The 26,027-nt window shown below is 56.1% G+C and carries 25 protein-coding genes and 1 pseudogene; 6 read left to right on the top strand and 20 right to left on the bottom strand.

The features are described 5' to 3' along the window. Window positions 1-13: 13 nt before the first annotated feature. The 4 genes from EK23_RS22105 to EK23_RS18650 form a co-directional block, all read right to left on the bottom strand. The gene (locus EK23_RS22105; RefSeq protein ID WP_052808346.1) at window positions 14-565 is read right to left on the bottom strand and encodes a hypothetical protein; all 552 of its coding nucleotides are present in this window, start codon (window positions 563-565) and stop codon (window positions 14-16) included. A 174-nt stretch (window positions 566-739) separates the two neighbouring features. Continuing rightward, complete coding sequence (locus tag EK23_RS18660; RefSeq protein WP_045226912.1) at window positions 740-1,858, bottom strand: hypothetical protein; 1,119 nt, start codon at window positions 1,856-1,858, stop codon at window positions 740-742. Between the two features lie 72 nt (window positions 1,859-1,930). After that, complete coding sequence (locus EK23_RS18655) at window positions 1,931-4,111, bottom strand: hypothetical protein (RefSeq protein ID WP_045226911.1); 2,181 nt, start codon at window positions 4,109-4,111, stop codon at window positions 1,931-1,933. A 21-nt stretch (window positions 4,112-4,132) separates the two neighbouring features. Then, window positions 4,133-4,948, bottom strand: a complete 816-nt coding sequence (locus EK23_RS18650; RefSeq protein WP_045226910.1) for a hypothetical protein — start codon at window positions 4,946-4,948, stop codon at window positions 4,133-4,135. Window positions 4,949-5,978: 1,030 nt separating this feature from the next. Here EK23_RS18650 and EK23_RS18645 point away from each other — a divergent pair. The 5 genes from EK23_RS18645 (at window position 5,979) to EK23_RS18625 (ending at window position 9,054) form a co-directional block, all read left to right on the top strand. Then, a complete protein-coding gene (locus tag EK23_RS18645; RefSeq protein WP_045226909.1) occupies window positions 5,979-6,617 on the top strand; it encodes a DUF2076 domain-containing protein in 639 nt (212 codons plus the stop codon). A gap of 282 nt (window positions 6,618-6,899) precedes the next feature. Then, window positions 6,900-7,334 (top strand): hypothetical protein, encoded by a 435-nt coding sequence (locus EK23_RS23455; RefSeq protein WP_145998735.1) that lies wholly within the window; start codon window positions 6,900-6,902, stop codon window positions 7,332-7,334. Then, entirely contained in the window at window positions 7,321-7,674 is a 354-nt protein-coding gene (locus EK23_RS18635) for a hypothetical protein (RefSeq protein ID WP_145998734.1), read from the top strand. The genes EK23_RS23455 and EK23_RS18635 overlap by 14 nt, the downstream gene beginning before the upstream one ends. Window positions 7,675-7,783: 109 nt before the next feature. Then, window positions 7,784-8,173 (top strand): hypothetical protein, encoded by a 390-nt coding sequence (locus EK23_RS18630; RefSeq protein ID WP_045226907.1) that lies wholly within the window; start codon window positions 7,784-7,786, stop codon window positions 8,171-8,173. A 110-nt stretch (window positions 8,174-8,283) separates the two neighbouring features. Next, window positions 8,284-9,054 (top strand): slipin family protein, encoded by a 771-nt coding sequence (locus EK23_RS18625; RefSeq protein ID WP_045226906.1) that lies wholly within the window; start codon window positions 8,284-8,286, stop codon window positions 9,052-9,054. A 1,003-nt stretch (window positions 9,055-10,057) separates the two neighbouring features. Here the strand turns inward: EK23_RS18625 and EK23_RS23450 are convergent. From EK23_RS23450 to EK23_RS18555, 16 genes and pseudogenes are all read right to left on the bottom strand, one after another. Next, a complete protein-coding gene (locus EK23_RS23450; RefSeq protein ID WP_145998733.1) occupies window positions 10,058-10,363 on the bottom strand; it encodes a hypothetical protein in 306 nt (101 codons plus the stop codon). Between the two features lie 19 nt (window positions 10,364-10,382). Continuing rightward, window positions 10,383-10,700 (bottom strand): hypothetical protein, encoded by a 318-nt coding sequence (locus tag EK23_RS18615; protein ID WP_045226904.1) that lies wholly within the window; start codon window positions 10,698-10,700, stop codon window positions 10,383-10,385. 212 nt (window positions 10,701-10,912) lie between these two features. After that, window positions 10,913-11,791 (bottom strand): annotated as a pseudogene (gene dapA, locus EK23_RS18610) (4-hydroxy-tetrahydrodipicolinate synthase). A 33-nt stretch (window positions 11,792-11,824) separates the two neighbouring features. Then, a complete protein-coding gene (locus EK23_RS18605) occupies window positions 11,825-12,427 on the bottom strand; it encodes a MarC family protein (RefSeq protein ID WP_235282203.1) in 603 nt (200 codons plus the stop codon). Window positions 12,428-12,486: 59 nt separating this feature from the next. Beyond that, window positions 12,487-12,840, bottom strand: a complete 354-nt coding sequence (locus EK23_RS22770) for a septal ring lytic transglycosylase RlpA family protein (RefSeq protein ID WP_082054338.1) — start codon at window positions 12,838-12,840, stop codon at window positions 12,487-12,489. A gap of 98 nt (window positions 12,841-12,938) precedes the next feature. Further along, the gene (locus EK23_RS23445; protein WP_145998732.1) at window positions 12,939-13,295 is read right to left on the bottom strand and encodes a response regulator; all 357 of its coding nucleotides are present in this window, start codon (window positions 13,293-13,295) and stop codon (window positions 12,939-12,941) included. A gap of 132 nt (window positions 13,296-13,427) precedes the next feature. Then, on the bottom strand, window positions 13,428-14,126 hold the full coding sequence (locus EK23_RS18595) for a response regulator (RefSeq protein ID WP_045226901.1): 699 nt from the start codon (window positions 14,124-14,126) through the stop codon (window positions 13,428-13,430). A 6-nt stretch (window positions 14,127-14,132) separates the two neighbouring features. Then, a complete protein-coding gene (locus EK23_RS18590) occupies window positions 14,133-16,889 on the bottom strand; it encodes a DUF4118 domain-containing protein (RefSeq protein WP_045226900.1) in 2,757 nt (918 codons plus the stop codon). A gap of 7 nt (window positions 16,890-16,896) precedes the next feature. Further along, window positions 16,897-17,064: a helix-turn-helix domain-containing protein gene (locus EK23_RS22765; RefSeq protein ID WP_082054337.1), complete on the bottom strand. Its 168-nt coding sequence runs from the start codon at window positions 17,062-17,064 to the stop codon at window positions 16,897-16,899. 12 nt (window positions 17,065-17,076) lie between these two features. Then, complete coding sequence (locus tag EK23_RS23725; RefSeq protein WP_158002546.1) at window positions 17,077-17,247, bottom strand: hypothetical protein; 171 nt, start codon at window positions 17,245-17,247, stop codon at window positions 17,077-17,079. Window positions 17,248-17,407: 160 nt separating this feature from the next. Further along, entirely contained in the window at window positions 17,408-17,896 is a 489-nt protein-coding gene (locus tag EK23_RS18580; protein WP_045226898.1) for a potassium channel family protein, read from the bottom strand. Window positions 17,897-17,974: 78 nt separating this feature from the next. Then, complete coding sequence (gene kdpC, locus EK23_RS18575) at window positions 17,975-18,565, bottom strand: potassium-transporting ATPase subunit KdpC (RefSeq protein ID WP_045226897.1); 591 nt, start codon at window positions 18,563-18,565, stop codon at window positions 17,975-17,977. 70 nt (window positions 18,566-18,635) lie between these two features. After that, the gene (kdpB, locus tag EK23_RS18570; protein WP_082054336.1) at window positions 18,636-20,804 is read right to left on the bottom strand and encodes a potassium-transporting ATPase subunit KdpB; all 2,169 of its coding nucleotides are present in this window, start codon (window positions 20,802-20,804) and stop codon (window positions 18,636-18,638) included. Window positions 20,805-20,820: 16 nt separating this feature from the next. After that, window positions 20,821-22,632, bottom strand: coding sequence for a potassium-transporting ATPase subunit KdpA (gene kdpA / locus EK23_RS18565; RefSeq protein ID WP_045226896.1), 1,812 nt, complete (start codon window positions 22,630-22,632; stop codon window positions 20,821-20,823). Then, window positions 22,632-22,721 (bottom strand): K(+)-transporting ATPase subunit F, encoded by a 90-nt coding sequence (gene kdpF, locus EK23_RS24765; RefSeq protein ID WP_045226895.1) that lies wholly within the window; start codon window positions 22,719-22,721, stop codon window positions 22,632-22,634. Before kdpF ends, kdpA begins: the two co-directional genes overlap by 1 nt. Before the next feature lie 494 nt (window positions 22,722-23,215). Then, window positions 23,216-24,304, bottom strand: coding sequence for an IS5 family transposase (locus EK23_RS18555; protein WP_045226928.1), 1,089 nt, complete (start codon window positions 24,302-24,304; stop codon window positions 23,216-23,218). On the opposite strand from EK23_RS18555, the gene EK23_RS18550 reads away from it, so the two are divergent. Beyond that, entirely contained in the window at window positions 24,303-25,802 is a 1,500-nt protein-coding gene (locus EK23_RS18550) for an efflux RND transporter permease subunit (RefSeq protein WP_235282201.1), read from the top strand. The two genes, EK23_RS18555 and EK23_RS18550, sit on opposite strands and share 2 nt — an antisense overlap. Window positions 25,803-26,027 lie beyond the last annotated feature (225 nt).

Here is a 26,027-nt window from a genome sequence, read left to right as displayed (position 1 = left end):
ACTCAGACACCTCTTACACTGGATCTCGTTGGTCATCACCGATTTTCCGCGTCAGCACCCCGATCAGGTCGTTGAGCTTTTCGCGCTCTTTGGGCTGATCGTCGCGCATCTTCTTCAAGTCGGTGAGAATGTCCTTCTCCTCGGCATCCAGCGCCTTCTGTTTTTCGGCCACGTCCTCTTTCAATGCGCTCCGTCTCGCCGCGACATCGCCGATGGCCCTCTCGCCGTCCGAGGCGTTGCCGATCTGCCCGGAGACGTCGAACCCAAACCCAATCTTCAAGGCCTCGGAGACTCGCATGCTGGCAATGAAAGAGACTTCGATGGTCGCCTCGGTGAATTGGTAAAAGGTCGGGGCAAATCCGAGTTCGAGCAAGGAACGCGTGACCGGGTTGCCATCGGCGTCAAACATCGTGGTCTTCTCGTTGGCCAGCTTGAGGGTCGCGGCGATAGCCACGTCGTCGAGCCGCTGCTGGGCCTCGGCAATGGCGATGCCGAGATTCCCCACCAGTTCGCCGAGCGGCACGTCGTCGAGAGCCTGGCCGATCACTTTTGCATCAAAGTTCATGGATTCTCCTCGCTCAGTTAGGCAATCGCACAAGGCCGAAAAGGTAGTTGGCCCTAATATCACATGTCGTCAGCCGCGGCAGCACGCCGCTTTCGGGTTGTATCCCGGACCGGATGACATGCCAGCGGCGCGCAAGATTCGCTTGGCGCGTCCGCCTCCCCGATACGCAGTTGTTCAGCGCAGCACCACCCGGCTCTCGGCGCCAGCGCGCTTCAATTCATGCTGCAGCCAGCGGACCTGTGGATCGGTCATCGTGCCCACCGGCTTGCTGGCGGGTGGCAGGGCCGCGAGAGCCTCCTCCGGGCTGACCCGGCCGAGGGCCTGCAAAAGCTGCGCGGCCGCCGTGACTTGCCCCGCCTTGGTCACGACGAGGCCGAAGGTCTGGAACGCCAGCAGGTGGCCTGATGCCCGCCCGCCGACCGCCGCAACACCTGCCAAGAGCTGGGCCATCCGCTCGTATGGCACGTTCTGCGCGATCACGATGGGCAGCCTGGCGAGCACCTTGGGTACCACGGCCGCGGGCATGCCAACCTCGCTAACCAGGAAATCCGCCAACGCCGGGGTCGCGTCAGCCTCCTCCAGCCGTACGTCGAAGCGCTCGAAGTCGCGGTTCACCAGGCGCAGCGGCACATCAGTGCGGCGCAGCGGGTCCCAAAGCGCGTCCGCTTCCGCTTTCGAGAGCCCCACCGCAAGCACGGGCTGCTCCTGGCCATCTCCGGCATCGGGCAAGGTCGGCACCCGAAGATCGCGTAACAACTGTATGACCCGCTCTCGGCCCCGCGCGTCGCACGCCCCCAGGAACACATCGTACCGCGCCTCTGCCGGTCGCGACACGTCCAGTTCCACGCCGAGCGGCGCGAAGCGCCGCCGCAAGGCATCGACGGTATTGGCCGAGACCTTGCCCACCAGCACCGTAGGCGAGGCGCACAGCAACGTCCGCGCCTGGTCCAGGCTGACACCCAGCACGTCCATCACCACCTGCGCCACCAGGGTCATCTGGCTCGCATCCATGATGGCCAGGGCGACTTCGTGGCTGCCGTCGCCCGGCGTAAACGGCTCATCGGCGCCCATCACCTGGCTGTCGAGCCCGGTTGAACGGAGCAGTGCGTTGATCTCATCGGCCTGCTCAAGCGTCAGGCCAGCCATGATCTCGGCCGGGGCCTGAAACAGCAGGGCGGCCAATTTGCTCTCCGCGTAGGGCAGCACCTTTTTCAGGACGCCAACCATGCGGGCACCGGCGGTGCCGATGGAGTGGATGACAATGCGGTACCCGTCTTCGGAGAGATCAAACATTTCGGCCGTGATTATGTTAGGGCCCTTGAGAATGTTCTTAGGTGCTAGATAATTATCTGTTCAAATCAGCGACTATATTAAAATAATAAATTTCTTGAAATCGCTCCGACGCGGCTCTGGAATCATAGCCACCACGTCGCCTAGGGCATCATAAGGGTCGGTCTTTACCTTTGGGTATTTGGACTTGGTGAAATCACACTTTTTAACGTTAAACCTTTTCGTAACATCTTCGTTTTTCTTGGTGGCCTGACTTTGTGGATCGCTGACATCCACATCAACATAGGCTTCCATGTGTTTGGCGAAATTTATGGCCAAAGCCAGATTTATGGCCATTATTCTATTCTTGAGTTTTTTGTCTTTTACTTGGTCTGCGGAATAACGCGTTAAGACCTTTGTTTGATCACTCGCATCGATATCTAGGAAGCTTTGCTCAATCCAATCCCTTTCGTGTGCATCGATTAGATTCGTGTCGACCCCGAAACTGAGCGCTTCCACCAGCGCAGGAATTGGTACTGTCCGTTTCTGTAGCTGATTTTTGAGCTCCAAAACAACAGCGTTATGATCTGCTGGGCCGTTTTTAGTTATAAACCCAAAGGATTTTCCTGAGCAATCCACATGCCGCATATATTCGAGACGCACTAAAAATGACTTAAAGTCCGATTGACAGCCATTAATACCATATAATCCTACCAGATGTGCCCACACAGATTTGTACCTAAGTTCTGAAAACTTTAACAAATCTGCTATTCCCTCAACAAATCCTTCCCTCATCCAAGCGATAGTTTGTTTCCAGTCATCGGAAAGCAATGCGAGAATATTATCCCGGGTTACATGTTTTATTTCTTGCAATCCCTGTCTTTTCGCACGCACCCAAGGACTCTCAAATGTCTTATACTTTCCTGGATGCCCGAAAAGCTTCCCGTCATCCGACCAGATTTCCGGTACCATTTTACTTTCACGTTGACTAGGGCTCATTAGTGCAACCGCGAGCGCCATTGCGATATGTTCTTCAAATTGCGAAAACAAGGATTTTAGATTGGAAAGTTTAATGCCCGCGGCCGACAAATTCTCTGGATCATTGGCTGCATCGATATCGGACCAACCATTTTCCAATAGAAATGCGAGGTATTTATCGAGATTTCCGAATCGCTTCAATAGAGGAAAAAAAGCATCATTATCGATGACGCCAACGGGGTTATCGTCTTTGTTCAGGCCGAGTCGGTTTGTATATTTCTTTTTGAAAAAAAACACATTGCCAATGTTGGCTGCCAATTCGGTTCCTTCAAATCGGTCCGAATTGCCCAAAGCGGTATCTACGGCCAGGACTCGGCCAGCCTTTTTCATTAATTTCTCATTGGAAAGTATTTGCTTTGAAATTAAAACCTGACTTATAGCTTTAAGGAGTTTTTTGTTTTCCCTGTAGTCTGGGAACGCCGTACTAATGTGATTGGCAACGTCTACACCGCCCAAGGTAATTTTATCTGAGCCTCGCACCGACTTTAGTACGTCGATTAAATCTTCGCCATTATCTAGGCGATAAGAATACGTTATTTTAACTTCTGGCTTGTCGAATGGCCTCACCTCGTAATCAAAGGGAAGGAATTCCTCATCCCTGGCTTTCAGGGACTTCATAATAATCAGATACCTTGGTTTGCTTTGGGACGAAGTAAATTTATTTCTGAAGTCGGTTATGTATTGATAAAGCCTAAGTTCATCTTTTGTCTCTTGTTTCAGCAAACCATCACAAAAAATAAAGTGGAGTAATCTTGCAGACACATCGAGTCCGTTCAAGTCTGCAAAGAATCTCGTTCTATCAAACGGCTTATTTTTTCCGCAATACTTTTGTTCCAGCTTCGCCGGCAGGTCATTTCCAAGGCTGTCCCAATCTAATTCTACCACCAAGCTCTTAGGTATCTTGGCTTTCGCAATCTGCCCCAGCACGAATTCCGCGAATAATACTCGCTCAGGGGCCTCAACCAGTTTGATGGCGTAGCTAATTCTGGGGACCCCAGGAACCACCCTTTTTTTTCTGATAAAAATTACCCCTCCATTCTTGGAGCCCGCAAAGTCTATTTCATCAATGTCTTTATGCCAGGTAAATACATCATCCTTTTTGTCGGCGAAAAACTTCCGCATCTTATGCTCACCAGGAATCTGGTACCAGTCAATCGGCTCAGGACGATCCGGAGAATTGAGTTGAAATTGATAAACCTTGGACACATGAATGGGTGTTTTCCACGCGATTACCTTCATGGCAATTTCCTCAATTATGATCTAGGCGCGGGTATAAACCGGAAACCGGATTAGAAACTCATCCCCGAATTGAATAGTGCAGGCTGTCGAATCCGGGGACACCGGGTGCACTAGCAACCCCTCGTCGGACGTCACGCCCGAAGAGGGCTCGCTGATCCCGTCATCGAGGGTGTAGGGGCTGTTGGGCTGGTCTTCGATGAGGAACGTCACCACCGGCCACTCGTCGTCGTCAAAGTCATCATCGGCCGTAAGATCGGCGTCGTCGTCATATTCCCCGGCTGCGAATGCTTCTTCATCGTCATGGATAACCGGGAATTCAAGGCGGCTTCCTTCATCATCGCTGAAGGTGATGCTGCAATAGGAGGAGTGGCGCGATACCCGGTGGGTGAGGGTGCCATCGTCCAACGTCACTCCCCGAGATGGGGGTAACACGCCGTCATCAAAGTAATACTCCGTGCTGGGGTGATCCTCGATGATTAACTCGAGCGTGGAGAATCGGTCATCGTCATCGTCATCTTCGTCTACTTGCTCGTCCTCGCCATCCTTGGGGTCATGATGACGCTTGGGCGGCCTTGGCGACAGGTCCGGCTGCGGCACCTCCGGCAGTGGGGTAGGCTTGGGCAGCTTTGGAGCGGCGCGCTTGGCCCGTCCCGCCGCATCCGCCAACACCGCCTCCTGAAACGCCATCGGGGGCGGTACGGCAACGATCTTCGCGGTGACCCGCGCCGCAGCGGTTGCCTCGAACCCGTATTTGCGCGTGTATTCCACATTGAGAGCGATCCCGCCCATAACGGCCCATTGCGGGCCTTTGGACTTCGGCTTGTCGTCATCTGGCATGGTTCGCTCCTCTGCGAAGTGGTCAGATCAAAATCTGGCTGTGCGTACTTGCATCCCCAGGCGGAAGTACTCGATGCGCATCTGTCTGAACTGCAGCCATGGACGATTGTCGTCGCAGCCATGGCGTGCGCGCCGGCTAGGTGGCTGCCTCAACAGTCGACACAGGGGCAGTCCTAATGCGTTGGTTACGTCAACGATGGTGTCGATGGGATCACTTCCGTATGAAGCAGTATCATCGGAATGCCGCACCTTTCTCGGGTATGGATGATGCAGCCTAGGTTACACGCCAAGTTTTATTGATGATGGACTTGGCAAAGAAACCTGTCAATAACCTAGATCCATCTGTATATATCTATATATCAATGTACAAAGGCTAGGTATCCTTGTTGATTAGCGACTTACTATTTCGAGTAGGACAACATCACGGCCACTTTCGCCAGGCGATGACCTTCTCAACAAAATCTCTTGAATCACGGCGGACCAAGCCGCAGGCGCCGGAGACTGACTTTTGCCTGTATAATTTCCAGGTATATCAAGTGGTTTTTTCTGGGGGTTCGGCAATGCGGATGTCCCCAGAGTCCGGATTGGCCGACTGTTGCTCACTCGACTTTCCGATGACTCCGACCGCTCCATTTTGTTACCTGCCTTTCATGGTCAATGGGTCTCACGCAGGATCTCTCGAACCATCTGCTCAGCGGCAGGCTTGGTGACTATCGGCTTCATTGGCTTGGCTTTCATCTTTCGTCCTCATCGACATACGATGAAACCAAACTCTCCTTTCCTCAACCGCTCAATTCTGTCCCATAGTCGCTGACGACGGTCAGTCTGGGAGAATGGCCAATTGCTCATGGACTGACACTTCTCGGAGATTCGGGCCCGGGCGGCTTGAATCCGAGTACGGGCGACATCCCCTCCCCAATTTGCTTTCAGGGGATGTGGCTGGCTGACTCCAGGCCTAAACCAACCCTTAAGTTAGATTTAAGCTCTCCAGATCATGATATTCCCATCTGAACGACCATCGGAGATTTGAATGCCACCGCAAGAGCAAGAGATCCTCAATCGATTCCTGACCCAGCTAGCCTCGGTACCGGTCTCAAACTTCGATGCCGATGCGGAGCGCCTGATTAACGAAAGCGTGGCCAAGCAACCGCATGCAGCCTATCTGCTGGTGCAGCGTGCGCTATTGCTGGAGCAGGCCTTGAACCGTTCTCAGGCAGAACTTGCCAGGCTTCAGGCTGACCGAGCCGGAAGCCGCGATGGATTCTTGAGCGAAAACCCTTGGGCGGCTCGACCCGACAGCGCGCCTAGCCAAAATGCAGTGCCCGGAACCGCGAATTATCAGGTTCCGCGCGCTGCGCCAGGTAACAGCTGGGCACCTGCCCCTTCCAGTGGCACATCGAGTTTCCTGGGCAACATCGCCACCACGGCAGCGGGCGTCGTCGCGGGATCATTTCTGTTTCAGGGTATCGAGAACCTGCTTGGGCATCATCAAAACGGCGGCGGCTGGTTATCGAGCAGCAATGGCCTGGGAAATCCGGTGGCTGAGGAAACGGTCATCAATAATTACTACGGGGATTCATCTCCTAGCGAGTTTGCGCAGAATGACGATGACAGCTTTCTGGCCAACGATGATTTCAGCTATGACAGTGACGAATCGAGTTGGGTTTGACGCTAACGATCTTCCTGAACCTAGTCATTGAACGCGGAATTGATTCAAGTGACCCCCCTCTTCCTTTGACGTTCCATACTCCCTCCTAAGGTTCTGTTAAAGGAGCCGCGCCTCAAAAGCGCGGCTATTTTTTTGTCTGGTGAAGGCAACGTTACCAGAACCAGGAAACGACCATGAGGTCTTCGAACGGTCACTCGTAGTGTGAGCCGACATCCTTCATTTTCCCTAAATCAATGAAAAGTCTCAGTGAAACTGCGGAAGTTTCTCTGAATCTTCGCCCTCGTGTTCGTCGGCCCAATCTTCGACCTCCAAGGGTTGATCCGCCGCCATGTCCCAGGCCATCGACCGGTACTCAATCCGGAACCATTGCCGAAACAGCTTGAGGGATCGATTCTGCGGCCAGAGCGCCTCGTCGGTGAGCCACCCGTTCAAGAAATACTCAAAGAATCCCTGCCAGCGCTTCTCGACCCATTTGACTGCCTGGGCGTGATCAGTGATTTTGGGGTCGCCGGGAATCAAGAATGCATCACCTTCTTCCTCAAGATGCGCCAGGGTCAGGTCTTTCAGCTCATTGGGGCTGCCGTCATCAGCCAGTCGAGAAACGGCTACTGGTGGCGGATGATCAAAAATCGTGGGGTTTCAGTAAGCATCGCTATTCCCGTTTTAAAGCTCAATACTAAAGTAATCACGGCAGCGAGGCACGATGATGAATTCTGAAGATCAACCATCCCAACCCGTTCTGCAGGCGCCTGCCGAACCGTCACCGGCATCATTGGCCGTTTCCCTGAACCGCCACGAAATAACTGCCGGTCAGCGGCTCATGGTTTGGGCAATGGTCGCCTGGGTGATCGGATTCTTTCCGCCCGCGATTTTCATGACCATCCCTTTCCAGCTTTATGCCGTCTTCAGGCTAACGCGAGCACTCAAAATCAGTGGGCTGATGATCTCGCTGTTGATGCTTTCAGTGCTGGTTCCGATCTTCTGCGGTTTGGTCTTCGTCGGGCTTTATGTAAGAGCCGGACGAACGCTCCAAGGAATGGAAGTTGAGCCAAGCTAAACCCAATTCTCGCGATGGTCAGTTTCGAGAGGTTCAAACAAAAGCGCTAGAATCGCAGCCCCTTGTCCGATAATAACTGCCGGGCACAGCAAAATGACGGGAGTTGAAGATGAAACGACTCACCTCGCTGTTATTAACATTATCCGTTTTGTTCCTGGGCCTCTCGATCGCCGATGAATCGGGGGCGCAGAAATTTCCGGATGTTTTGAACGTCAAGGTCCGCCTCAGCGGAGACCGAATCTATGATTTCGATGTCACCCTCTCCTCTCCCTATGACACCGTGAAGCATTATGCCGATGCCTTTCGCGTGTCAGCTCCGGATGGCAAGGTGTTCGGGGAAAGAGTCTTGGTCCATGATCACGCCAACGAACAACCTTTCACGCGGGATCTGTATGGCGTATCAATTCCGGCGAACACTCGAACCGTCATCGTCCAGGCGCGAGACCGGCAATTTGGTTATGGTGGAAAGTCGATGGAAGTCTTGTTGCCGAGCCGGTGAATTTGGTTTGAACCTAAAGCAATCGAAACATCGGTATTAGCCAGGTTCTGGGCTTTGCCAATAGCGCCGTAAAGGGATACCTTCATCCAAATTCCGCCTCGGAAAATCACATGATCACAACCAGCGTCATTGTTGCCGTGTTTATTCTGGCCGGATTTCGGATCGCCAATGAATATGAACGAGGCGTTGTTTTTAGGCTGGGTCGATTTCGGATGATCAAAGGTCCAGGTCTTTACTGGATCATTCCGCTGATTGAATGGCAGAAGCTGCTCGATATTAGAACCCGTACCGTGACGGTCGAGCGCCAGGAAACCATCACCAAGGACAGCGTCACCGTCAAGGTGGACGCGGTGCTGTGGTATCGAGTTACTGATGTTTCAAAAGCCGTCATCGCCGTCGAGAACTATTCCCTCGCCGTTCACCAAATCGCACTGACGAGCCTTCGCAACATTTTTGGCCAACATCTGCTGGACGAAGTGCTGAAGGAGCGCAATGCCATCAACCAAGCCCTCCAGGCTATCGTCGATGCTACGACCGAAGACTGGGGCATCAAGGTAGAGATGGTGGAAATGAAAGATGTTGAGATACCCGAAGCCATGCAGCGGGCCATGGCACGAGAAGCTGAAGCTGTCCGTGAGAAGCGGGCTCGGCTGATCAAGGCCGAAGCCGAACAAGAAGCCTCATTGAAACTCTCAGAGGGCGCCCGACAAATCGCGGAGAATCCCATCGCGCTCGAACTGCGCCGAATGCAGATGATCGCCGAGGTGGGTGCCGAGCACAACACGACCACCATCGTGTTGATGCCTTCCGACTTCGTGAATCTGGCTCAGGATTGGTCGTCCGTATTCAGGGCGAAATCTCGTAAAGTGGAAGAGCAGTGAATTGCGATCACTCCCGTCCCAATCGGCATTCACTAATCACCTTGCCGCCATACCTGAGCCTTTCAATACAGCTCTGCCTCGAACTTCTTTTGAATGGCAGCAATGCGGAAATCGACATGGAATGCAGCAACCGGCGATAAGCAGGCATCCAGCCTGGCTGCCGGTTAACCATACGAATGGCCACGGCACCCAAGTAGCTGCCGCTTGCAGCCTGGCTTTGTCGTCAAACCTTATACCTTTCCAGTTGTCGACCCGAATCAATACATGTCGTTCAGGAATGGCTGCTTTCTAAGTTTTCCGGTCGTTCAAATTGCTAATCGCCATACGGCGTAGATGCCCGCTTGTGGCCGGTTCCGTCAGTCTACGGCTTTAGAATTCGAAGAAAGCTGCCATTTGTGAACGGTCAGTTTCATGCCAAGCAAATGACCGTTTAAGCTGAACAAAGGACCGACATTTCCAGCCATAAATTTCAGCAGCTCAGCCATTCTTAACCGAGACATCCGAATAAAACACGCAGGTTATGTGACCTGTGCAACGTCTACTATATGTCTACCACCAAAAAAGGCTTGCCTGCGGATGCAGACAAGCCTCTGATTTACATGGTGGGCCCTCAAGGACTTGAACCTTGGACCAAGGGATTATGAGGGCCTTTACCCGTAGATGAAGCAATTAAATTCAATCACTTAAAAGCACATCAACCGCGCAAACGTGACTAGACGTGACCTAAATACGCCGAAGATGCCTGGGCGTCGTCACAATCTGGTCACGCAGCTTTTGAGAGAGATGAATCCACTGCCAGTCAACCACTCGAATGGCGCAAAGCATTTCGAACTTTGCTGTACCACAAGAATGCACCTACCTGACGGCGACAGGCCGGTCTCGGCCACTTTCGGTCTGTCGAGCTATCAGTAAGTTGGTCGTTGGAATGGCTGTTCCACCCAAAAAGCTGACCTCTACGCAGCTGCCTTTGATTCAACTTCAGAGCGTATACAAGAGCAGTATGCTATTCCTGATATTGAACTCGTATGATTTTTCGGCTTCCGCCGTCGCAGATGACTGTCCACGTGGTCCTATCGCGTGCTCTGATATAGAAATAATATCGAAAGCCATCAATGGTGTTACGGACTTCAACCTGCTGAATTACCCCAGGATGTTCTGCCAATGCAGCTTGCCTGCATACAGCCATAATTGTTTTATCTTGTGGAAGCGCATACTGACCGAGATGTTCAGTATCTGCCAGAACCTGTGTACGCAGGTTTGCAATAAGCAGCATGGCGCAGCAACCTGCCATTTTCCAGTTATTGATCATTTCAATATCCTGGTCTAATTCAGACCGCCATGGTGAAACTGAATTTCTTCCGTCTGCCGTTAGACAGCTTCGAATGTATTCGCACTGAAAGCAGTTGCCTGATTATCCCGATTTCATGTTTTTTTGCAAAACGCCAATAATCTGGTAATAGCTGCGCCTGATCTTCACACCAACCGACCATATCCAGTTCCGCCCTCAGTTGTTCATCAGTGGGCTTTTCATATTGAATACTTTCCAGTTTCTCAGTAAACTCACCAAGAGCCTGGGCTTTTCCTTCGACCACGGACCAAACCTTCGGGTGCCCATCCTTCTCCCATACAAAGTAGTTTATGTTCATTTGCTACGGCCACTTACGAATGTGAATGGTACAAACAATGGCTTTACGAGTACTTATAAAAGCAAGTTATGTATTGCCATTGAAGAATGTTAATAAGTCACTGGTAAAATGTCCGTAAGAATCTTGGGCGTAACTTTAAAAAAACAGTAAAAATTTTGGGGCTATCAATTCATCTGAAAAGCCTCTTGGTTATCGCCGAATACCTAACGTTGTCAGTTTCCTGCCTGCTGCAAGGCACGTCGTAATGGGCCCTGATATTGTTCCGAAAGCCAGGTTAACGGTAACCGAATGCCTGGCTGGATGAGGCCCATTTCGTGCAGTGCCCATTTGACGGGAATAGGGTTCGATTCGACGAATAACGCGTGATGAAGAGGGATTAGATGCTCGTGGATGGCCATCGCGTTTGCTCTTTCACCGGCTGCGGCGGCCGAACACATCCGATGCACCAACCGTGGAGCAATGTTTGCAGTTACCGAGAACACGCCTGTTGCCCCCAACAGACAGGCCTCGCGCGCGGTGATGTCATCACCTGAGTAGTAGAGAAAACCGGGACGGCAGGAGTCTGCCAGTTCTTTCATGCGCGGCAGGCTGCCACTGGCTTCTTTGATGCCAATGATTCGTGGCATGGTAGACAGCCGCGCTACGGTCTCCGGCAGCAAGTCACAGGCGGTCCGCGCCGGTACGTTGTAGAGAATCTGTGGGATGTCCACGGCTTCTGCGACTGCCATGAAGTGACGATAAAGACCTTCTTGCGTGGGTTTGATTTAATAGGCAGTCAGTAGAAGACAAGCGTCCGCGCCGATATCCCTGGCGCGCTTGGTCAGAGCGATCGTCTTAGTCGTCGAATTGGTGCCTGTTCCCGCGATCACCGGAACGCGCCCGGCCACACGCTTTACGGTTCTGCCAATGACCTCCAGCGATTCGTGGACGTCCAGCGTTGCGGCCTCGCCCGTCGTTCCATTCACCGCGATGGCATCCGTTCCCTGCTCAAGCTGGAAATCAATTAGCCGATCCAGACACTCAAGATCGAGCGCGCCGGTTGTGGTCATCGGAGTCACCAGCGCGACAATGCTGCCTTTTATCGTGTTCATCAGTGATCAGTAAATGTGTGAGCCTTGTTACATTCAGGCGGGTTTTCCCAGAGCGGGAAACAGTTCGGTCAATCCTTTTGCGATGCATTCCACCGCAATGGAAAAGGTGATCAAGCCCATGACGCGCGTAATCACGTTAACGCCGGTCTTGCCTAGTTTCGAAGCGATCATAGGCGCCATCCAAAGTGCCGCCAGCACTGCAACGGCTACAGTGCCAATGGCCAAACTGACCAACAGGTAATGCTGCCAGCAAGAGCATTTCTCGTGTGCATAGACGATGATGGCGCTCATCGCGCCGGGACCGCCCAACAGTAGAATTCCCAGAGGCACCACGGCGATGGACGCCTTGTCGTAGGACAGCAGGCGTTCTTGCGGCGTGTGCCGCGACCGGTCTGGCGACGCATGCAGCATCGATGTGCCCATCGTCATGATCAGCACCCCGCCGGCTATCTGGAATGCCGGCACGCTGATGCTGAACAAGCACAACACGTGTTCACCCGCAAGGAGCGCCCCAAGCAAAACCAGGCTGACCGCCGATGCGCAATTGAATGCGATGCGTCGGCGCACTTCCGGCGATCGGCTCACCGTCAGATAAAGGAAAACGGGGATGGCGCCAACCGGATCGACGATGGACATCGATCCAGCCAATCGCTTTGCGTATTCGCCCCAGTCGATCATTGAGTAGCGATTGGAAATCAGGAGGCGCCGCTGACGACCGCCACACACACCCGGGCGATGCCATGTCGCAACTGACGCAGAGCCGCAAAATCTCTGGGATTGAGATCGATGATGCGGCCGCCGACAAATGGCCCACGATCAGCTACCGTGACGATCGTTGAACGCCCCGTGTCGAGATCCGTGACATTGAGTCGCGTCCCAAAAGGCAACGACCGATGGGCGGCTCGGCCAGCTCCAGCCAAAACGCCACTGGCCGTTGTGCGTCCTTCGTAATACGACGCCTCTCCGCAAGCAGTCAGATGGACGGCATTGGAAGGCGATGAAAATCCCACAGACGCCATCACCGCTGGCGTCAAGAAGGCGCGTACCATGGGTTTGCTCCCTCGGAATTTATCGAATCGGAAAATTCCGGTCTTGCTTTTGCCGGGAATACACCGGTCTTAGAAAACGTTTGAATGCCGACGCAGTTTCAAATCATGCGTTCGGCACAGTGTGCCAGGAGTTCAGCACGGAACGATTTGGATGATGAGGCGTGATGGGTCATGCTCAGTTGATACTGCCGGAAGCCGACCTCATTGACGAAGATGACTTCTATATCGGGAATGGCGCTAAGGTATTTCAGGAAATCAAGCGTGGATTTATTGGTCAGTTTTATGCAGAGCCTAGGTCGTCCGGATTTATCTCTGATGAATCTTTTCAGCGAATCCAACCCATCGTTTGTATTCCGGAATCGCTGCACCAGAATGGTTTTTCCATCCAGACATTGGGCGAGTACCCAGGTATTGTCATCGTCACTGTCAATCCCAAAATAAGCTTGCTGCGCCATTGATTTGTCTCGCTGTAGTGAAAGCGGAGACAGTCTATTACGGCAGCGATAAATTAGCGGTAAAGATTTTTAAAGCTGTGGTAAGATGCTGGTAATATTTTACCGCTCTGTTTTTTCTTTGCACAAATCACGCTAGTCGCTTTTGAGCCGATAGCCAATCCCGGAGACCGTCACCAAGTGTTGAGGATGGGCGGGGTCTTCTTCCAACTTCTGCCGCAGCTGGCTCATGTATATCTTCGGATAATGCAGGCAATCCCCGTGGCTAGGCCCCCACACCTCCGTGACGAGCTGATGATGGGTCAACACTTTGCCGGCATGTTTGACCAGGACCGAAAGCAGACGATACTGGATGGGTGTAAGTGTTACCTCCTGATCCTTGAGATATACCCTACGATTTTGTAGATCCACTTTCAGGTCGCCAGCGACGAAAATTCCGGATGGGTCATTACCGGGCGTTCTCGACGCATGTCTGAGCGCAACCCGGATTCTTGCCAACAATTCGCCGAGACTAAAGGGCTTGGTTAGATAGTCGTCGGCACCAGCGTCCAAGGTGTCGATCTTCTGCTGTTCGGCATCACGCGCGGACAGGATGAGGATTGGCGTCTGCGACCACTCGCGCACGGCCTTGACTACGGTGATGCCGTCCATGTCAGGAAGCCCCAGGTCAAGGATGATCAAATCGGGTTTGCGCGTATCGGCCTCAATAATACCGCGCTGCCCGGTATCCGCCTCGAACACCTTGAAGCCATGAGAACCGAGGCCGGTACGCAAAAAGCGGCGAATGGGCGGGTCGTCCTCAATGACGACGATTACAGGCTCCTGACTCGACATGTCGGATCAGTGTCCTTCGGCGTACAGATGTTCCTCCTGCTCCATGACCGGCGGCGTCAGATCGATCGGCAGGACAAAGGAAAAGACAGTCCCTCCGGACGACCTGTTCTCCGCCTGTATGCAACCGCCATGGGCCTCAATGATGGCCCGGCAGATGGAAAGCCCCAGTCCAACCCCGCTTTGCGCGGCCTCTTGTCGGACCCGATAAAACTTTTGGAAAAGTTGCTCTTCTTTGCCCTTGGGAATGCCGGGACCTCGATCGGCTACCGCGATCTCCACCGCAAAGGGGGATGAGACCGCCGTAATTTCCAAGGGACTGTCTTCCGGCGTGTAACGCACTGCGTTTTCCAAGAGGTTGACGAGTACCTGTTCGATCATGACGGCATCGATGTATACCATAGTCACGCCTGGCGGCAATTTAACCTTCACGGTTCGCCCGTGCAGTGGCTTTTCCAGCCGGCTCAGCACGCTGCCAATGATCTCATCCAGCGGATACCATTGGCGGTTGAGTTCGACGGATCCGGAATCGAGTCGCGCCATATCCAGGATGTTGTTGATCAGACTAGACATCCGTTTCGCTTCCTCAAAGATGTCCCGGTTTAGTTGGATTTTTTCCTCCGCCTTCAAGCGTTCATCGCCCTCTGCCAATGTACTTGCCGAGCCCATGATGGTGGCCAGCGGCGTCCTGAGATCATGGGATATGGCGCTGAGCAGCGAATTTCGCAGCCGTTCGGCTTCCATTTGCAGTTGCGATGATTTGGCCTGTTCGGCAAAGCGAACACGAGTGAGGGCCTGGGCAATTTGCTGAATGAAGGTTTCCAACAGTTTTCGCTGCTCGGGCAGGAAGACACGGCGCAGGTTGACGGGCTGCAAGGCCAAAACGCCCAAGACTCGGTCCCAGCCGCTGAGGGGAAAATAGACCGCGTTGGCGCCCGGCAGCGTATTCGTTCCCTGCCCGGCCAGTTCGTTGTGGTCCAACACCCATTGCGCGACGCTGAGGTCCGCGCCAGGCAACGATTCCGTTAGCGGGCGTTCGCTGGGATAAACGATGCGGCCGTGGACGTCCGGGAACAGGATAACGTTGCGGCTACTGAATTCGGCATGGATGTGGCGCACCGCAACCTGCACCACTTCCTCCTCATTTTGACTCGCTGCAAGCTCCTTGCTCATGGAATAGAGAACGGTCGCTCGACGTTCCCGATGCGCAGCCACTTTGGCCTGTGAGCGAACATTGGCCATCAGATGGCTGATCAGGATGGCGATGATCAGCATGGCCGCTAAAGTCACCAGGTATTGGGTATCGGCAATGGAAAAGCTGAAATACGGCGTAACAAAGAAAAAATCCAATATAGCCGCGCCGAGAAAGGAGGCCAGAATCGAAGGCCCTCGTCCGAATCGTGCGGCGGTGAACACAACACCCAGCAGAAACACCATGACCAGATTGGCCACTTCAAACCGGCTGTGCATCAAGCGCGCGATAAGCGTACTGATCAAGGTGACCACTACGGCCCAGACATAGCTCTGGTAGTAGTTCTTCTTGCGCGGCGATAGACGTTTACTGAGCCCCGGAAGCGCACGTTTGCGGTAAAGGGTCAGCTCTTTTTCGGTACTGCCTCCCTCCCCCTGCGGACTGCCGAGCAGATATAGATTGATGTTGTGCGCCTGACTAATCAGGGTGTCGACCACGGAGCCCAGAAGCCAGCGCCGCCAGCCACGTCGGAACGGCTTGCCTATCACAATCTTAGTGACGTTCCTCTCGCGTGCCAGGCGAATGATAGCCTTGCTCATCTCTGGCGCGCTTAGGGTCACGCTCTCGGCACCCAGTTGCTCGGCCTGGCGCAACACACGCAGCACCGCGTCGCGCCTCTCGGCCGACAAACGCTCGAGTTGCGGTGTTTCCACATAGACCACGAGCCACGCCGCACGCAACGCGGTCGCGAAGCGCTTTCCGGCCCGGATCAGGCGCTCCGCCAATTCGTTGGGTCCGACGCACACCAGGATGCGTTCGTTGACTTGCCACACATCCCGGATCGCGTGATCCTCGCGATAGTCCAGCATCTGGGCATCGACGCGGTTGGCGGTCTGTCTGAGCGCCAGCTCTCGCAGTGCAATCAGGTTGCCCTTGCGGAAGAAATTGTTGATGGCTTCCTGAGCCTGTTGTGGCAGATAGACTTTGCCTTCCTTAAGGCGCATCAACAGTTCGTCGGGAGGCAGGTCCACCAGTTCGACTTCATCCGCCCGCTCAAACACCGTGTCCGGCACAGTTTCCCAGACTCGGATGCCGGAGATCTGACCAATGTCGTCGTTCAAACTTTCCAGGTGCTGGACGTTGAGCGCCGTGTACACGTCAATACCGGCATCCAGGAGCTCCTCGATGTCCTGCCACCGCTTCGGGTGCCGACAGCCGGGCGCATTGCTATGCGCCAATTCGTCGACCACGATGATGGACGGCTTGCGCTTGAGGGCGGCATCCAGATCGAATTCGCGCAGGGTGGTGCCTCGGTACTGGACCTGAATTGGAGGCAACACATCAAGACCTTCCAGCAGGGCCGCGGTTTCCTTGCGCCCATGGGTTTCCACCAGGCCGATGACTATGTCCGCGTTCTCCGCCCGACGCTCCCGGGCGGCCAGCAACATCTCGTAGGTTTTACCCACGCCTGCGGCGGCGCCGAAAAAAATCTTGAGTCGGCCGCGTTTCGCCTTCGCTGTCTCCCGTTCGACCTTGGCCAGCAATTCATCCGGGTCCGGGCGTTCTATCTGCATGAGGGGCTCACCACCTGTGCTGTAAAAATAGTTGCGGCTTCGACCTTACAGGCAGCGTCATCGTCTCGATCTTCCTGGTCAGCTCGTTGCGTCCGTATCCCAGCCGCTTGGCGGCCAGTTGGTGATTGCGACGCGTTGCGAGCAAAGCGGCTTCGATGACCACGGCCTCGCCCATGGCAATGTCATCTCAGGCAATGACCTCACAGTCGGTTGCCAGTTGCGCCGTCACCCAATTGCGCAGCGCCTGTTGATTCGCCGCTGCCTGGAGTTGTTGATCCGTCGCACAGGGGCCCCGGCGAAGCCCCCGCTCTTGGGCGAACAGTTCTAATTCCAACAAGGCTTTGGGAATGCCGGACATGATCAGGGCAATGCAAGGCCCCCTGGCTCGTGGGCTTTTGGCCATCCAGGGGCCGCGTATCCAGTGCCTTTGCCTTTGAATCGTCCAGAGTCACCGGACCGTTAAATGGCGCGCCGCTGGGGTCATGCGGCGCATGGAGCCGGACGATACCGCTCATTCCCTACTCTTCCTGGGCGTTCAAGGTCGACAGCTGATCTTCCAACGCGCGCAGACGTTCGTTCAGCTTCTCCAGTTCCTGCAGAATCCGTTCTTCACCCCGTTCGATACGCCCGGCATCGTCGCCGACCTGCCGAAGATTTTGGCCCAGCGTCTCAATGTTCCCCCCGATGAGCGCCACCGACAGCGTTGCCGTAAATAGTGAGAAGAGCACCAGCCCGAACAAAATCAAGCCGGCGGCCACCAGGCGTCCCAGAAACGAAACCGGCACCACGTCGCCAAACCCGACGTGGGTCATGGTGACCCAGGCGGACCAGATGCCGTCCAGCGGCGAGTGGACGTTGTCATCGATCACATACAGAATCACCCCGAACACGAGCGCGACAAGCAGCGCAATGACAACGAGATGGCCCAGGCTCTTCTGACGGGCCAGCGTTTTGAAAAGGTCGCTAAACCAGGACAGCGCTTCAACGCATAAAGAGGAAAATGGCATGGGTCGGAGTCTTCTTGTGACTGTTCAGTAATGGTATTTTTCAGGGGCTCGGCCGGAAGAACGGCTGATCCCATTCGTCTAACGGCTTTTCGGCTGCTCAAGGGCGTCTAGCGCCAGATTGAGTTGCAGCACGTTGACGCGCGGTTCGCCGAGAACCAGCCACTGCCGGCCTTTCGTGTGGGCGGCAATTAGATCCTGGATCTGTTTCTTGTCCAGATGCCGCGCTTTCGCGACACGACTGATTTGATAGGCCGCCGCCGCGGGGCTGATGTGCGGGTCCAGACCGCTGCCGGAGGCCGTCACCAGATCCACCGGCACCGGCGCCGTGTTTCCAGGGTCTGCCTCCTGCAACGCCTGAATGCGGGCTTTGACGGCATCGCTGAGGGCCGGGTTGTTCGGCCCCAGATTGGAACCGCTGGAAGCTCCGCCGTTGTAGGGATAGGGGGCGGTGGCCGAAGGCCGGCCCCAGAAATGTTTGGGATTGCTAAAGGGTTGGCCGATCAGTTCCGATCCGACTGGGTTGCCGTTCTCATCCGAAATCAGGCTACCATTGGCCTGATGGGAGAACAGAAGCTGAGCCAGGGCGGTCACGGTGCCTGGATAGATGATGCCGGTGATGACCGTCAGGATGGCGAACAACACAATCGCCGGTTTGAGATGCGAAATCATAGGGTGCTCCAAAAGTAACGGTGGGCCTTAACAGCGCGCACAACCTCGACAGTGATGGATGTTCCGCCTTTCATACCAACCCCAGCGCGACCAACACCTGGTCAATGATCTTGATGCCGATGAAGGGCACGATCAGACCGCCCAGTCCGTAAATCAGCAAATTGTTTTGCAGCAATGTGGCCGCACCAACCGGTTTGTACTTGATGCCTTTCAAGGCCAAGGGAATCAGCGCGATGATGATCAGCGCGTTGAATATCACCGCCGACAGGATGGCGCTGCTCGGGGTCGCCAGATGCATCACGTTCAATACGTTCAACGCCGGGTAGGTGCTGGCGAACGCCGCGGGGATGATGGCGAAGTACTTTGCAACATCGTTGGCGATGCTGAAGGTGGTCAGCGCACCTCGAGTCATCAGCATCTGCTTGCCGGTTTCGACGATCTCGATCAGCTTGGTGGGGTTGGAATCCAGATCCACCATGTTGCCGGCTTCCTTGGCCGCCTGGGTACCGCTGTTCATCGCCACCGCCACGTCCGCCTGGGCAAGGGCCGGAGCGTCGTTGGTACCATCGCCGGTCATGGCGACCAGACGTCCGTCCGCCTGATGCTGGCGAATCAGCTTGAGCTTGGCTTCCGGCGTGGCTTCGGCGAGAAAGTCGTCGACCCCCGCTTCCGCGGCGATGGCGGCCGCGGTGAGGCGGTTGTCGCCCGTGATCATGATGGTCTTGATGCCCATCTGCCGCAGTTCGATGAACCGCTCCTTGATGCCGCCCTTGACGATGTCCTTGAGCTCGATCACGCCCAGAGTTTTGGGACCGTCGGCCACCACCAGCGGCGTGCTGCCGCGGCGGGCGACGTCATCGACCAGCACCTGAACATCTTTTGGGAACTTGCCATCCTGATCCTCCACGTAGGCGCGAATAGCGTCCGCTGCACCCTTGCGGATCTGTCTGCCCTGCAGATTGACGCCGCTCATGCGGGTTTGGGCGCTGAAGTGCACGAAGGTAGCTCCCAACGACTGGATGTCTCTCTCGCGGATGCCGAATTTGTTTTTCGCCAAAATGACGATACTGCGGCCTTCCGGCGTCTCGTCGGCCAGCGAGGCCAGTTGCGCGGCGTCAGCCAGATCCTGCTGTAGGATGCCGGCGACCGGCAGAAAGGCCGATGCCTGGCGATTGCCCAGGGTGATGGTGCCGGTCTTGTCCAGCAGCAAGACGTCCACGTCACCGGCTGCTTCGACGGCCCGGCCAGAAGTGGCGATCACGTTCTTCTGCATCATGCGGCCGATGCCCGCCACGCCGATGGCCGACAGCAGTCCTCCGATGGTGGTGGGAATCAGGCAGACCAAAAGAGCCACAAGAACGGTGATCGTGATCGGTTGACCTGCCTTCGCTACTTCCACACTGTACAGTGAAAAAGGCAACAAGGTCGCGGTGGTCTTGAGGAAGACCAGTGTGAACGCGACCAGCAGGATGGTCAGTGCGATCTCGTTGGGAGTCTTCTGCCGCTTGGCGCTCTCCACCATGGCGATCATGCGGTCCAGGAAGGTCTCGCCGGGATTGACCGTAATCCGCACGACAAGCCAGTCAGACAGCACCCGGGTGCCGCCGGTGACGGAGCTGAAGTCGCCTCCGGACTCGCGGATTACGGGCGCCGATTCGCCGGTGATGGCGCTCTCGTCCACCGATGCGACGCCTTCGATCACCTCGCCGTCGCCCGGCACGAAATCGCCCGCCTCGATCAATACCACATCCCCGCGACGCAAGGCGGAGCCGGCAACCTTCGAATAATTGGAGCCGTAGCGCGGATCGTCCAGTTTCTTGGCGGCGATATCGCGCTTCGCGCTGCGCAGGAAGGCAGCCTGGGCCTTGCTGCGCCCCTCGGCGACCGCCTCGGCGAAATTGGCGAACAGCACCGTAAACCATAGCCAAAGGGTGATAGCCAGTATGAATCCGGCCGGCGCTTCCCCTTGCCCCATCACCGCCTGAACCCACAGCACGGTGGTCAGCAAGCTGCCCACGTACACCACGAACATCACCGGATTCTTCCACTGCTGAGAGGGAGTCAGCTTGCGGAAGGATTCGATCAACGCTTCCCAGACGATGACCGGATCGAATAACGAGGTGCTCCTGGCATTCCTGTGATGCGAGAGGGAGTCATCGGCAGCCGATGACTGGGGGCTATGCGGTTCCCCATGACGGTCGTGATCGACGGTCACGCGTGCGACGTTTTGTTTGCTCATGTATCGCTCCAGTAACTTAAATCGATTGCGCCGCGATCATCTGGACCTGTTCGGCCACGGGACCCAGGGCCAACACCGGGAAGAACGCGAGTGCGCCCACGATGATCACCGTCCCGATGAGTAGCACGACGAACAGGGGCGTATGGGTCGGCAGGGTGCCGGGTCCTGCTGGAATCACCTTTTTGGACGCCAAAGAACCCGCGATCGCCAGCACCGGCACGGCCAGCCAGAAGCGGGAGAACAACATGGCGAAACCGAGCGCCGTGTTGTAGAAAGGTGTGTTCGCCGATAGTCCCGCGAAGGCGCTGCCATTGTTGTTGCCGGCCGACGAGAACGCGTAAAGCACTTCGCTGAAACCATGGGCGCCCGGGTTGAAGACCGATGCCTTACCGGCATCCACCATCACGGCGAGTGCGGTGCCCACCAGCACGATCAACGGCGGGATGAGGATGGCGATGGCCGACATCTTCATTTCAAACGCTTCGATCTTCTTGCCCAGGTATTCCGGCGTCCGTCCGATCATCAGGCCTGCCACGAACACCGCCACCAGCGCAAACACGATCATGCCGTACAGGCCGGAACCCACGCCGCCGTAAATCACTTCGCCCAACTGCATGAGCCACATGGGAATCATGCCGCCGATGGGCGTGAAGGAGTCGTGCATGGCGTTGACCGACCCGTTGGAGGCGGCAGTGGTGGCAACCGCCCACAGCGCCGAGTTGACGATGCCGAAGCGGGCCTCCTTGCCTTCCATGTTGCCGCCAGCCTGCTGGCTCGAGGCGGCCTGATCGACGCTCAAGGCCTGCAGGGCCGGGTTGCCCTCCTGCTCCAGAGGCACGGCGATGAAAACCAGGGTTACGAAAACAAGGGTCATGGCAGCCAGGATCGCCCAGCCCTGACGGGTATCGCCCACCATCCTGCCGAACGTGTAGCAGAGGGCCGCCGGAATCAGGAGAATCGACAGCATCTCAAGAAAGTTCGACAGCGGCGTCGGGTTCTCCAGCGGATGCGCCGAGTTCACGTTGAAAAAACCGCCGCCATTGGTGCCCAACTGCTTGATGGCGATCTGGGAGGCCGCCGGTCCGACGGCGATCGTCTGCTCTTTCGCAACCACCTTCTCGGTGATCAAGGCGCCGCTCTCATCCTTCAATGGCTGGCCATCGTCGCCCAGCTTGGGTTGCTCATAGGTCACGGACTCATTCAGAGAGACCGTCTGATAAGCGCCGAACGTCTGCACCACGCCCTGGCTGACCAGGACGATGGCTAGGATCACTGACAGGGGCAGGAGAATGTGCAACGTACTGCGAGTCAGATCCACCCAGAAATTACCGATGCTATCTGCATTGCGGCGTACGAAACCCCGGATCAATGCCACCAGGACGGCCATGCCGGTCGCCGCCGAAACGAAGTTCTGCACCGTCAGGCCGAGCATCTGGGTCAGATAACTCATCGTGGTTTCGCCGCCATACCCCTGCCAATTGGTGTTGGTCGCGAAGCTGGTTGCGGTGTTGAACGACGAATCCGGAGTCACACCTGGCAGTGCCTGGGGATTGAGCGGCAACGCACCTTGAAAACGCTGCAGCATATAAACCATCAAGGCACCCACCAAATTGAACAAGAGCAGCGCGATGGCATAGTGCGTCCAGCGCATCTCCTGCCTAGGGTTGACGCCGCTCAAGCGATAAATCAGCCCTTCGACGGGGGCCAGCCATCGGTTCACGACCGACTCGCCCTGATAGACGCGCGCCATGTAACCGCCCAGCGGTTTGGCCAGCATTAGCAAGGTGATGACGTAGATGGCAATCTGCAACAAGCTGTTACCGGTCATCAGAATTTCTCCGGATAAAATAGCGCGATAACCAGGTAAACAAAAATACCCAGCGCAATCACAGTACTGAGGACATAAATCCAGCTCATGGCTTTTCCCTCAACTTCTCACAGCCATAGACAAGCGCGGCTGTGATCGAAAAAAACAAAACCATCAGGACGAGATACCCGAGATCCATTGTTATGCCTCTTTGAATGAATCACACGAATGAATGCTTTGGACAGGCGGCTGCATATATTTGGCAGCGCCGATACGAGCGAAAATTCGCTCCGACAGGTATCACTCTAAATCGGGTCGGGGGAAAAATGTCGTAAGAATTGAGGGGAGTGCGGTAAAAAAGTGGTAAAAATTTAGAACAGACCAACAATTTCGACGCAGCCACCGCTGCCGTTAACAGGCTTGACTTGAATGACTTAGCAGGACGTTGAACTTCGAAACGATGCCTTCGGCTTTGGACCATTCCGTGAGTTCGATTTTGAGCTCCAGAGCCCCTTTGGACCCTGAATTTCTGGTTTTCGCCGGTTTATACCCCTTCTTTCGGGGTTTTGTCCGCCCATCCGGCGGATGATGGGCAGATCTCCGCCTAGGCGGTCGACCAGCGCCAGCCGAACAGGCTGCCCATCCGCGTCAGTTTATAGGCGGCGAAGGTGAAAATCGTCTGCGCCTTCACCTTGGGCAGGCCGCGGAAGCGAGTCTTGCGCAAACCGCCCACGGTCTTCGACCAACCAAACACTTCCTCCACGCGCTTGCGAATCTTCAGACTGGTTCTGTAGCCAGGATGCCCCGTGGTGCGGCCATCGATCGCCGAGCCCTTGGCTTTCTGCGCCACATGCGGCGTCACCCCCTGCAACCGCAGGGCCGCCACGAATTCCGCGACGTCATAACCCTTGTCCGCGCCCACCGTCGCTCCCGACTTGCTCACCGTTCGCGCGATCATCCGCTTGGCCGCCTCCCGCTCCGCCGTGCCACTCGCCACCGTGGCTTCGGCATCCACCACCAGTCCGTGACGGTTCTCCATCAGGGCGTGCCCCAGATAACACAGCCGGGACTTGTCACCCGCGCTCTTCTTGTACAGGCGCGCATCCGGGTCCGTGGTGGAGGCATGGGTGTCGTTGCCGCGCGTCTCGCCTTTGAAATCGACACTCGGGTTGCGTCCCCCATCAGTTGGCGGCGGGCTCGTCCCATCCTTCTTCTCGAAGCGCTTCATGGATGCCCGCGCCTCGATCAAGGTGCCGTCCACCGAAAAGTGCTCGTCGGACAGCAACTGTTGCCACTCCGCCAAGGCCAGCACCCGTTCAAAGAAGGACCGGGTGATCCGCTCGTTCAGCAAGCGCTCGCGGTTGGCACTGAAGGTCGAGTGATCCCACACCTCGCCATCCAAGGTCAGCCCGACAAACCAGCGATAGAGCAGGTTGTAATCGATCTGCTGGACCAACTGCCGCTCGGAACGGATCGAGAACAGTACCTGGATCAGGCTGGCCCGCAGCAGCCGTTCCGGCGGAATCGACACGCGCCCGGTCTTGGCGTACAGCGCAGCCAACTCCCCATCCATCGTTTTCAGCAGGATATCCACCACTGCGCGCAGGTTGCGCAAGGGATGGTCCTGCGGAATCCGGTCTTCCAGTGTCCGGTAGCTGAACAACTCGTGCTGGGTGATGTCTGCGCCGCGCATGGGGACCGAGTTCTTGCCCTACATGGATGAAGGAGTGATCTGGGTGCGGGCCAATTTTCCGGAGGGCACATCCCTGCAGCAGACCTCCCACTTCGGCCGGTGCCTGCGCGAGGTCGCCCTCGAATTTCCCGATATCGATTTTATCGCGGTGCAGACCGGCCGCAACGACAGCGGCACCGACCCCTATCCGCCCAGCCGCATCGAGATGATGGTGGGGCCCAAGCCCCGCGACAGTTGGACTCAGTTCCATCGCAAGCAGGCGTTGGTGAAAGCCCTGGGTGCGCGGTTCCGGGAAGAGTTTCCGACGACCCGGTTCAACTTCACCCAGCCCATTATCGACAGCGTGACCGAGGATACCAACGGCACCTCGGCGAACATGGCCATCGAATTCTCCGGCGCCGATTCCGATGTGCTGCTGAAGCTTGCCCGCCAAGCGGAAACGCTGCTAAAAAAGGTGCCCGGCGCGGTGGACGTGAACATCGAGCAGGAAGGACCGCAGCCGCAGCTGATCATCCTGCCAGACCGTTCCCTGTGTGCTCGCTACAACGTCCGCATCGAGGACGTGACTCGCCTCATCGACACGGCCATCGGCGGGGCACCCATCGGCACTCTGTTCGAGGGGGAACGCCGCTTCGACATCGTCACCCGTTTCGCTCCGGAGCATCTGGGTTCGCCTCAGGCTCTGGGCCGGTTGCCAGTCTACAACGCCGAAGGCGTGCCGATTCCCCTGGCTCAGGTCGCCCGTATCGACATCGTCGACGGCCAGACCATGATCGCCCGCGGCGACGGCCGACGCCGTCTCACGGTGCGCAGCGACATCGTCGGCCGCGATCAGGGCGGCTTCGTGGCCGACGCCCAGCGCTTGTTCGACCAGGACATTCAGGTTTCGCCCGGCTATCGCGCCACTTGGCTCGGCATGTTCGAGAACCTGAAGCGCGCCGGCGACCATTTCAAGCTGCTGGTCCCGGCCACCATTGCGGTCATCTTCGTCCTGCTGCTGGGCATGTTCGCCTCCCAACGCGCGGCCCTGATCCTGCTGCTGGCAATCCCCTTCGCCTTCGTCGGCGGCGCCATCGCTTTGTACTTGCGCGGCATGAACATCAACGTGTCCTCGGGGGTGGGCTTCGCCGCCGTGTTCGGCGTGTCGATCATGAACGGTGTCCTGATCGTACGTACCATCACCGATCTGCGTATTGCCGGCATGCCCCTGGATGAAGCCATCCGACAGGGTGCTGTGCGCTGTCTGCGACCGATTCTGATCGCCTCGCTTGTCGCCATTCTCGGCCTGGTGCCCGCGTCCCTGGCCACTGGACTGGGTTCGGACGTGCAGCGCCCGCTGGCCACCGTCATTGTTTGGGGGCTGTTCAGTGCCACGATCATGACTTTGGTGCTGGTTCCGGTTTTGTACCGGCTGTTCATTCCGCGTCTGCCAACGCCTACGCCCGGAGATGAACAGTTTGAATTGAGCGTGCAAGGCGATCGGACGCAATCCAACTGACTTGGACTCAAAAGAAACGAGCGCTCTACGAAGAACGTCCGATTACGTTGCGGCAGCCGTCATTGAGTCTTGGGTGAGCCAGGCGACAGCTTTGGGCACGTAGCGGAAACCCGCCTACCCCATCCGATGCCCGTTCAGCAGTGCCAAACGGTCATCCAGCACCAACGACACATTGGCACTCTTGGGCACGGTTCCAGGAGGTCACTTTGACTTCGGCACATGAAG

The organism is Methyloterricola oryzae (assembly GCF_000934725.1).
In the GTDB taxonomy this organism is placed as follows: Bacteria; Pseudomonadota; Gammaproteobacteria; order Methylococcales; family Methylococcaceae; genus Methyloterricola; species Methyloterricola oryzae.
This window is presented reverse-complemented; position numbering and strand designations above follow the sequence as displayed.

Bases quoted from the DNA above. Each gene is read 5' to 3' on its own strand.
- EK23_RS22105 (WP_052808346.1), bottom strand. From the start codon at position 565: ATGAACTTTGATGCAAAAGTGATCGGCCAGGCTCTCGACGACGTGCCG.
- EK23_RS18660 (WP_045226912.1), bottom strand. From the start codon at position 1,858: ATGTTTGATCTCTCCGAAGACGGGTACCGCATTGTCATCCACTCCATC.
- EK23_RS18655 (WP_045226911.1), bottom strand. From the start codon at position 4,111: ATGAAGGTAATCGCGTGGAAAACACCCATTCATGTGTCCAAGGTTTAT.
- EK23_RS18650 (WP_045226910.1), bottom strand. From the start codon at position 4,948: ATGCCAGATGACGACAAGCCGAAGTCCAAAGGCCCGCAATGGGCCGTT.
- EK23_RS18645 (WP_045226909.1), top strand. From the start codon at position 5,979: ATGCCACCGCAAGAGCAAGAGATCCTCAATCGATTCCTGACCCAGCTA.
- EK23_RS18635 (WP_145998734.1), top strand. From the start codon at position 7,321: ATGATGAATTCTGAAGATCAACCATCCCAACCCGTTCTGCAGGCGCCT.
- EK23_RS18630 (WP_045226907.1), top strand. From the start codon at position 7,784: ATGAAACGACTCACCTCGCTGTTATTAACATTATCCGTTTTGTTCCTG.
- EK23_RS18625 (WP_045226906.1), top strand. From the start codon at position 8,284: ATGATCACAACCAGCGTCATTGTTGCCGTGTTTATTCTGGCCGGATTT.
- EK23_RS23450 (WP_145998733.1), bottom strand. From the start codon at position 10,363: ATGATCAATAACTGGAAAATGGCAGGTTGCTGCGCCATGCTGCTTATT.
- EK23_RS18615 (WP_045226904.1), bottom strand. From the start codon at position 10,700: ATGAACATAAACTACTTTGTATGGGAGAAGGATGGGCACCCGAAGGTT.
- EK23_RS18605 (WP_235282203.1), bottom strand. From the start codon at position 12,427: ATGTCCATCGTCGATCCGGTTGGCGCCATCCCCGTTTTCCTTTATCTG.
- EK23_RS22770 (WP_082054338.1), bottom strand. From the start codon at position 12,840: ATGGTACGCGCCTTCTTGACGCCAGCGGTGATGGCGTCTGTGGGATTT.
- EK23_RS23445 (WP_145998732.1), bottom strand. From the start codon at position 13,295: ATGGCGCAGCAAGCTTATTTTGGGATTGACAGTGACGATGACAATACC.
- EK23_RS18595 (WP_045226901.1), bottom strand. From the start codon at position 14,126: ATGTCGAGTCAGGAGCCTGTAATCGTCGTCATTGAGGACGACCCGCCC.
- EK23_RS18590 (WP_045226900.1), bottom strand. From the start codon at position 16,889: ATGCAGATAGAACGCCCGGACCCGGATGAATTGCTGGCCAAGGTCGAA.
- EK23_RS22765 (WP_082054337.1), bottom strand. From the start codon at position 17,064: ATGGGCGAGGCCGTGGTCATCGAAGCCGCTTTGCTCGCAACGCGTCGC.
- EK23_RS23725 (WP_158002546.1), bottom strand. From the start codon at position 17,247: ATGTCCGGCATTCCCAAAGCCTTGTTGGAATTAGAACTGTTCGCCCAA.
- EK23_RS18580 (WP_045226898.1), bottom strand. From the start codon at position 17,896: ATGCCATTTTCCTCTTTATGCGTTGAAGCGCTGTCCTGGTTTAGCGAC.
- kdpC (WP_045226897.1), bottom strand. From the start codon at position 18,565: ATGATTTCGCATCTCAAACCGGCGATTGTGTTGTTCGCCATCCTGACG.
- kdpB (WP_082054336.1), bottom strand. From the start codon at position 20,804: ATGAGCAAACAAAACGTCGCACGCGTGACCGTCGATCACGACCGTCAT.
- kdpA (WP_045226896.1), bottom strand. From the start codon at position 22,632: ATGACCGGTAACAGCTTGTTGCAGATTGCCATCTACGTCATCACCTTG.
- kdpF (WP_045226895.1), bottom strand. From the start codon at position 22,721: ATGAGCTGGATTTATGTCCTCAGTACTGTGATTGCGCTGGGTATTTTT.
- EK23_RS18550 (WP_235282201.1), top strand. From the start codon at position 24,303: ATGGGGACCGAGTTCTTGCCCTACATGGATGAAGGAGTGATCTGGGTG.
- EK23_RS18555 (WP_045226928.1), bottom strand. From the start codon at position 24,304: ATGCGCGGCGCAGACATCACCCAGCACGAGTTGTTCAGCTACCGGACA.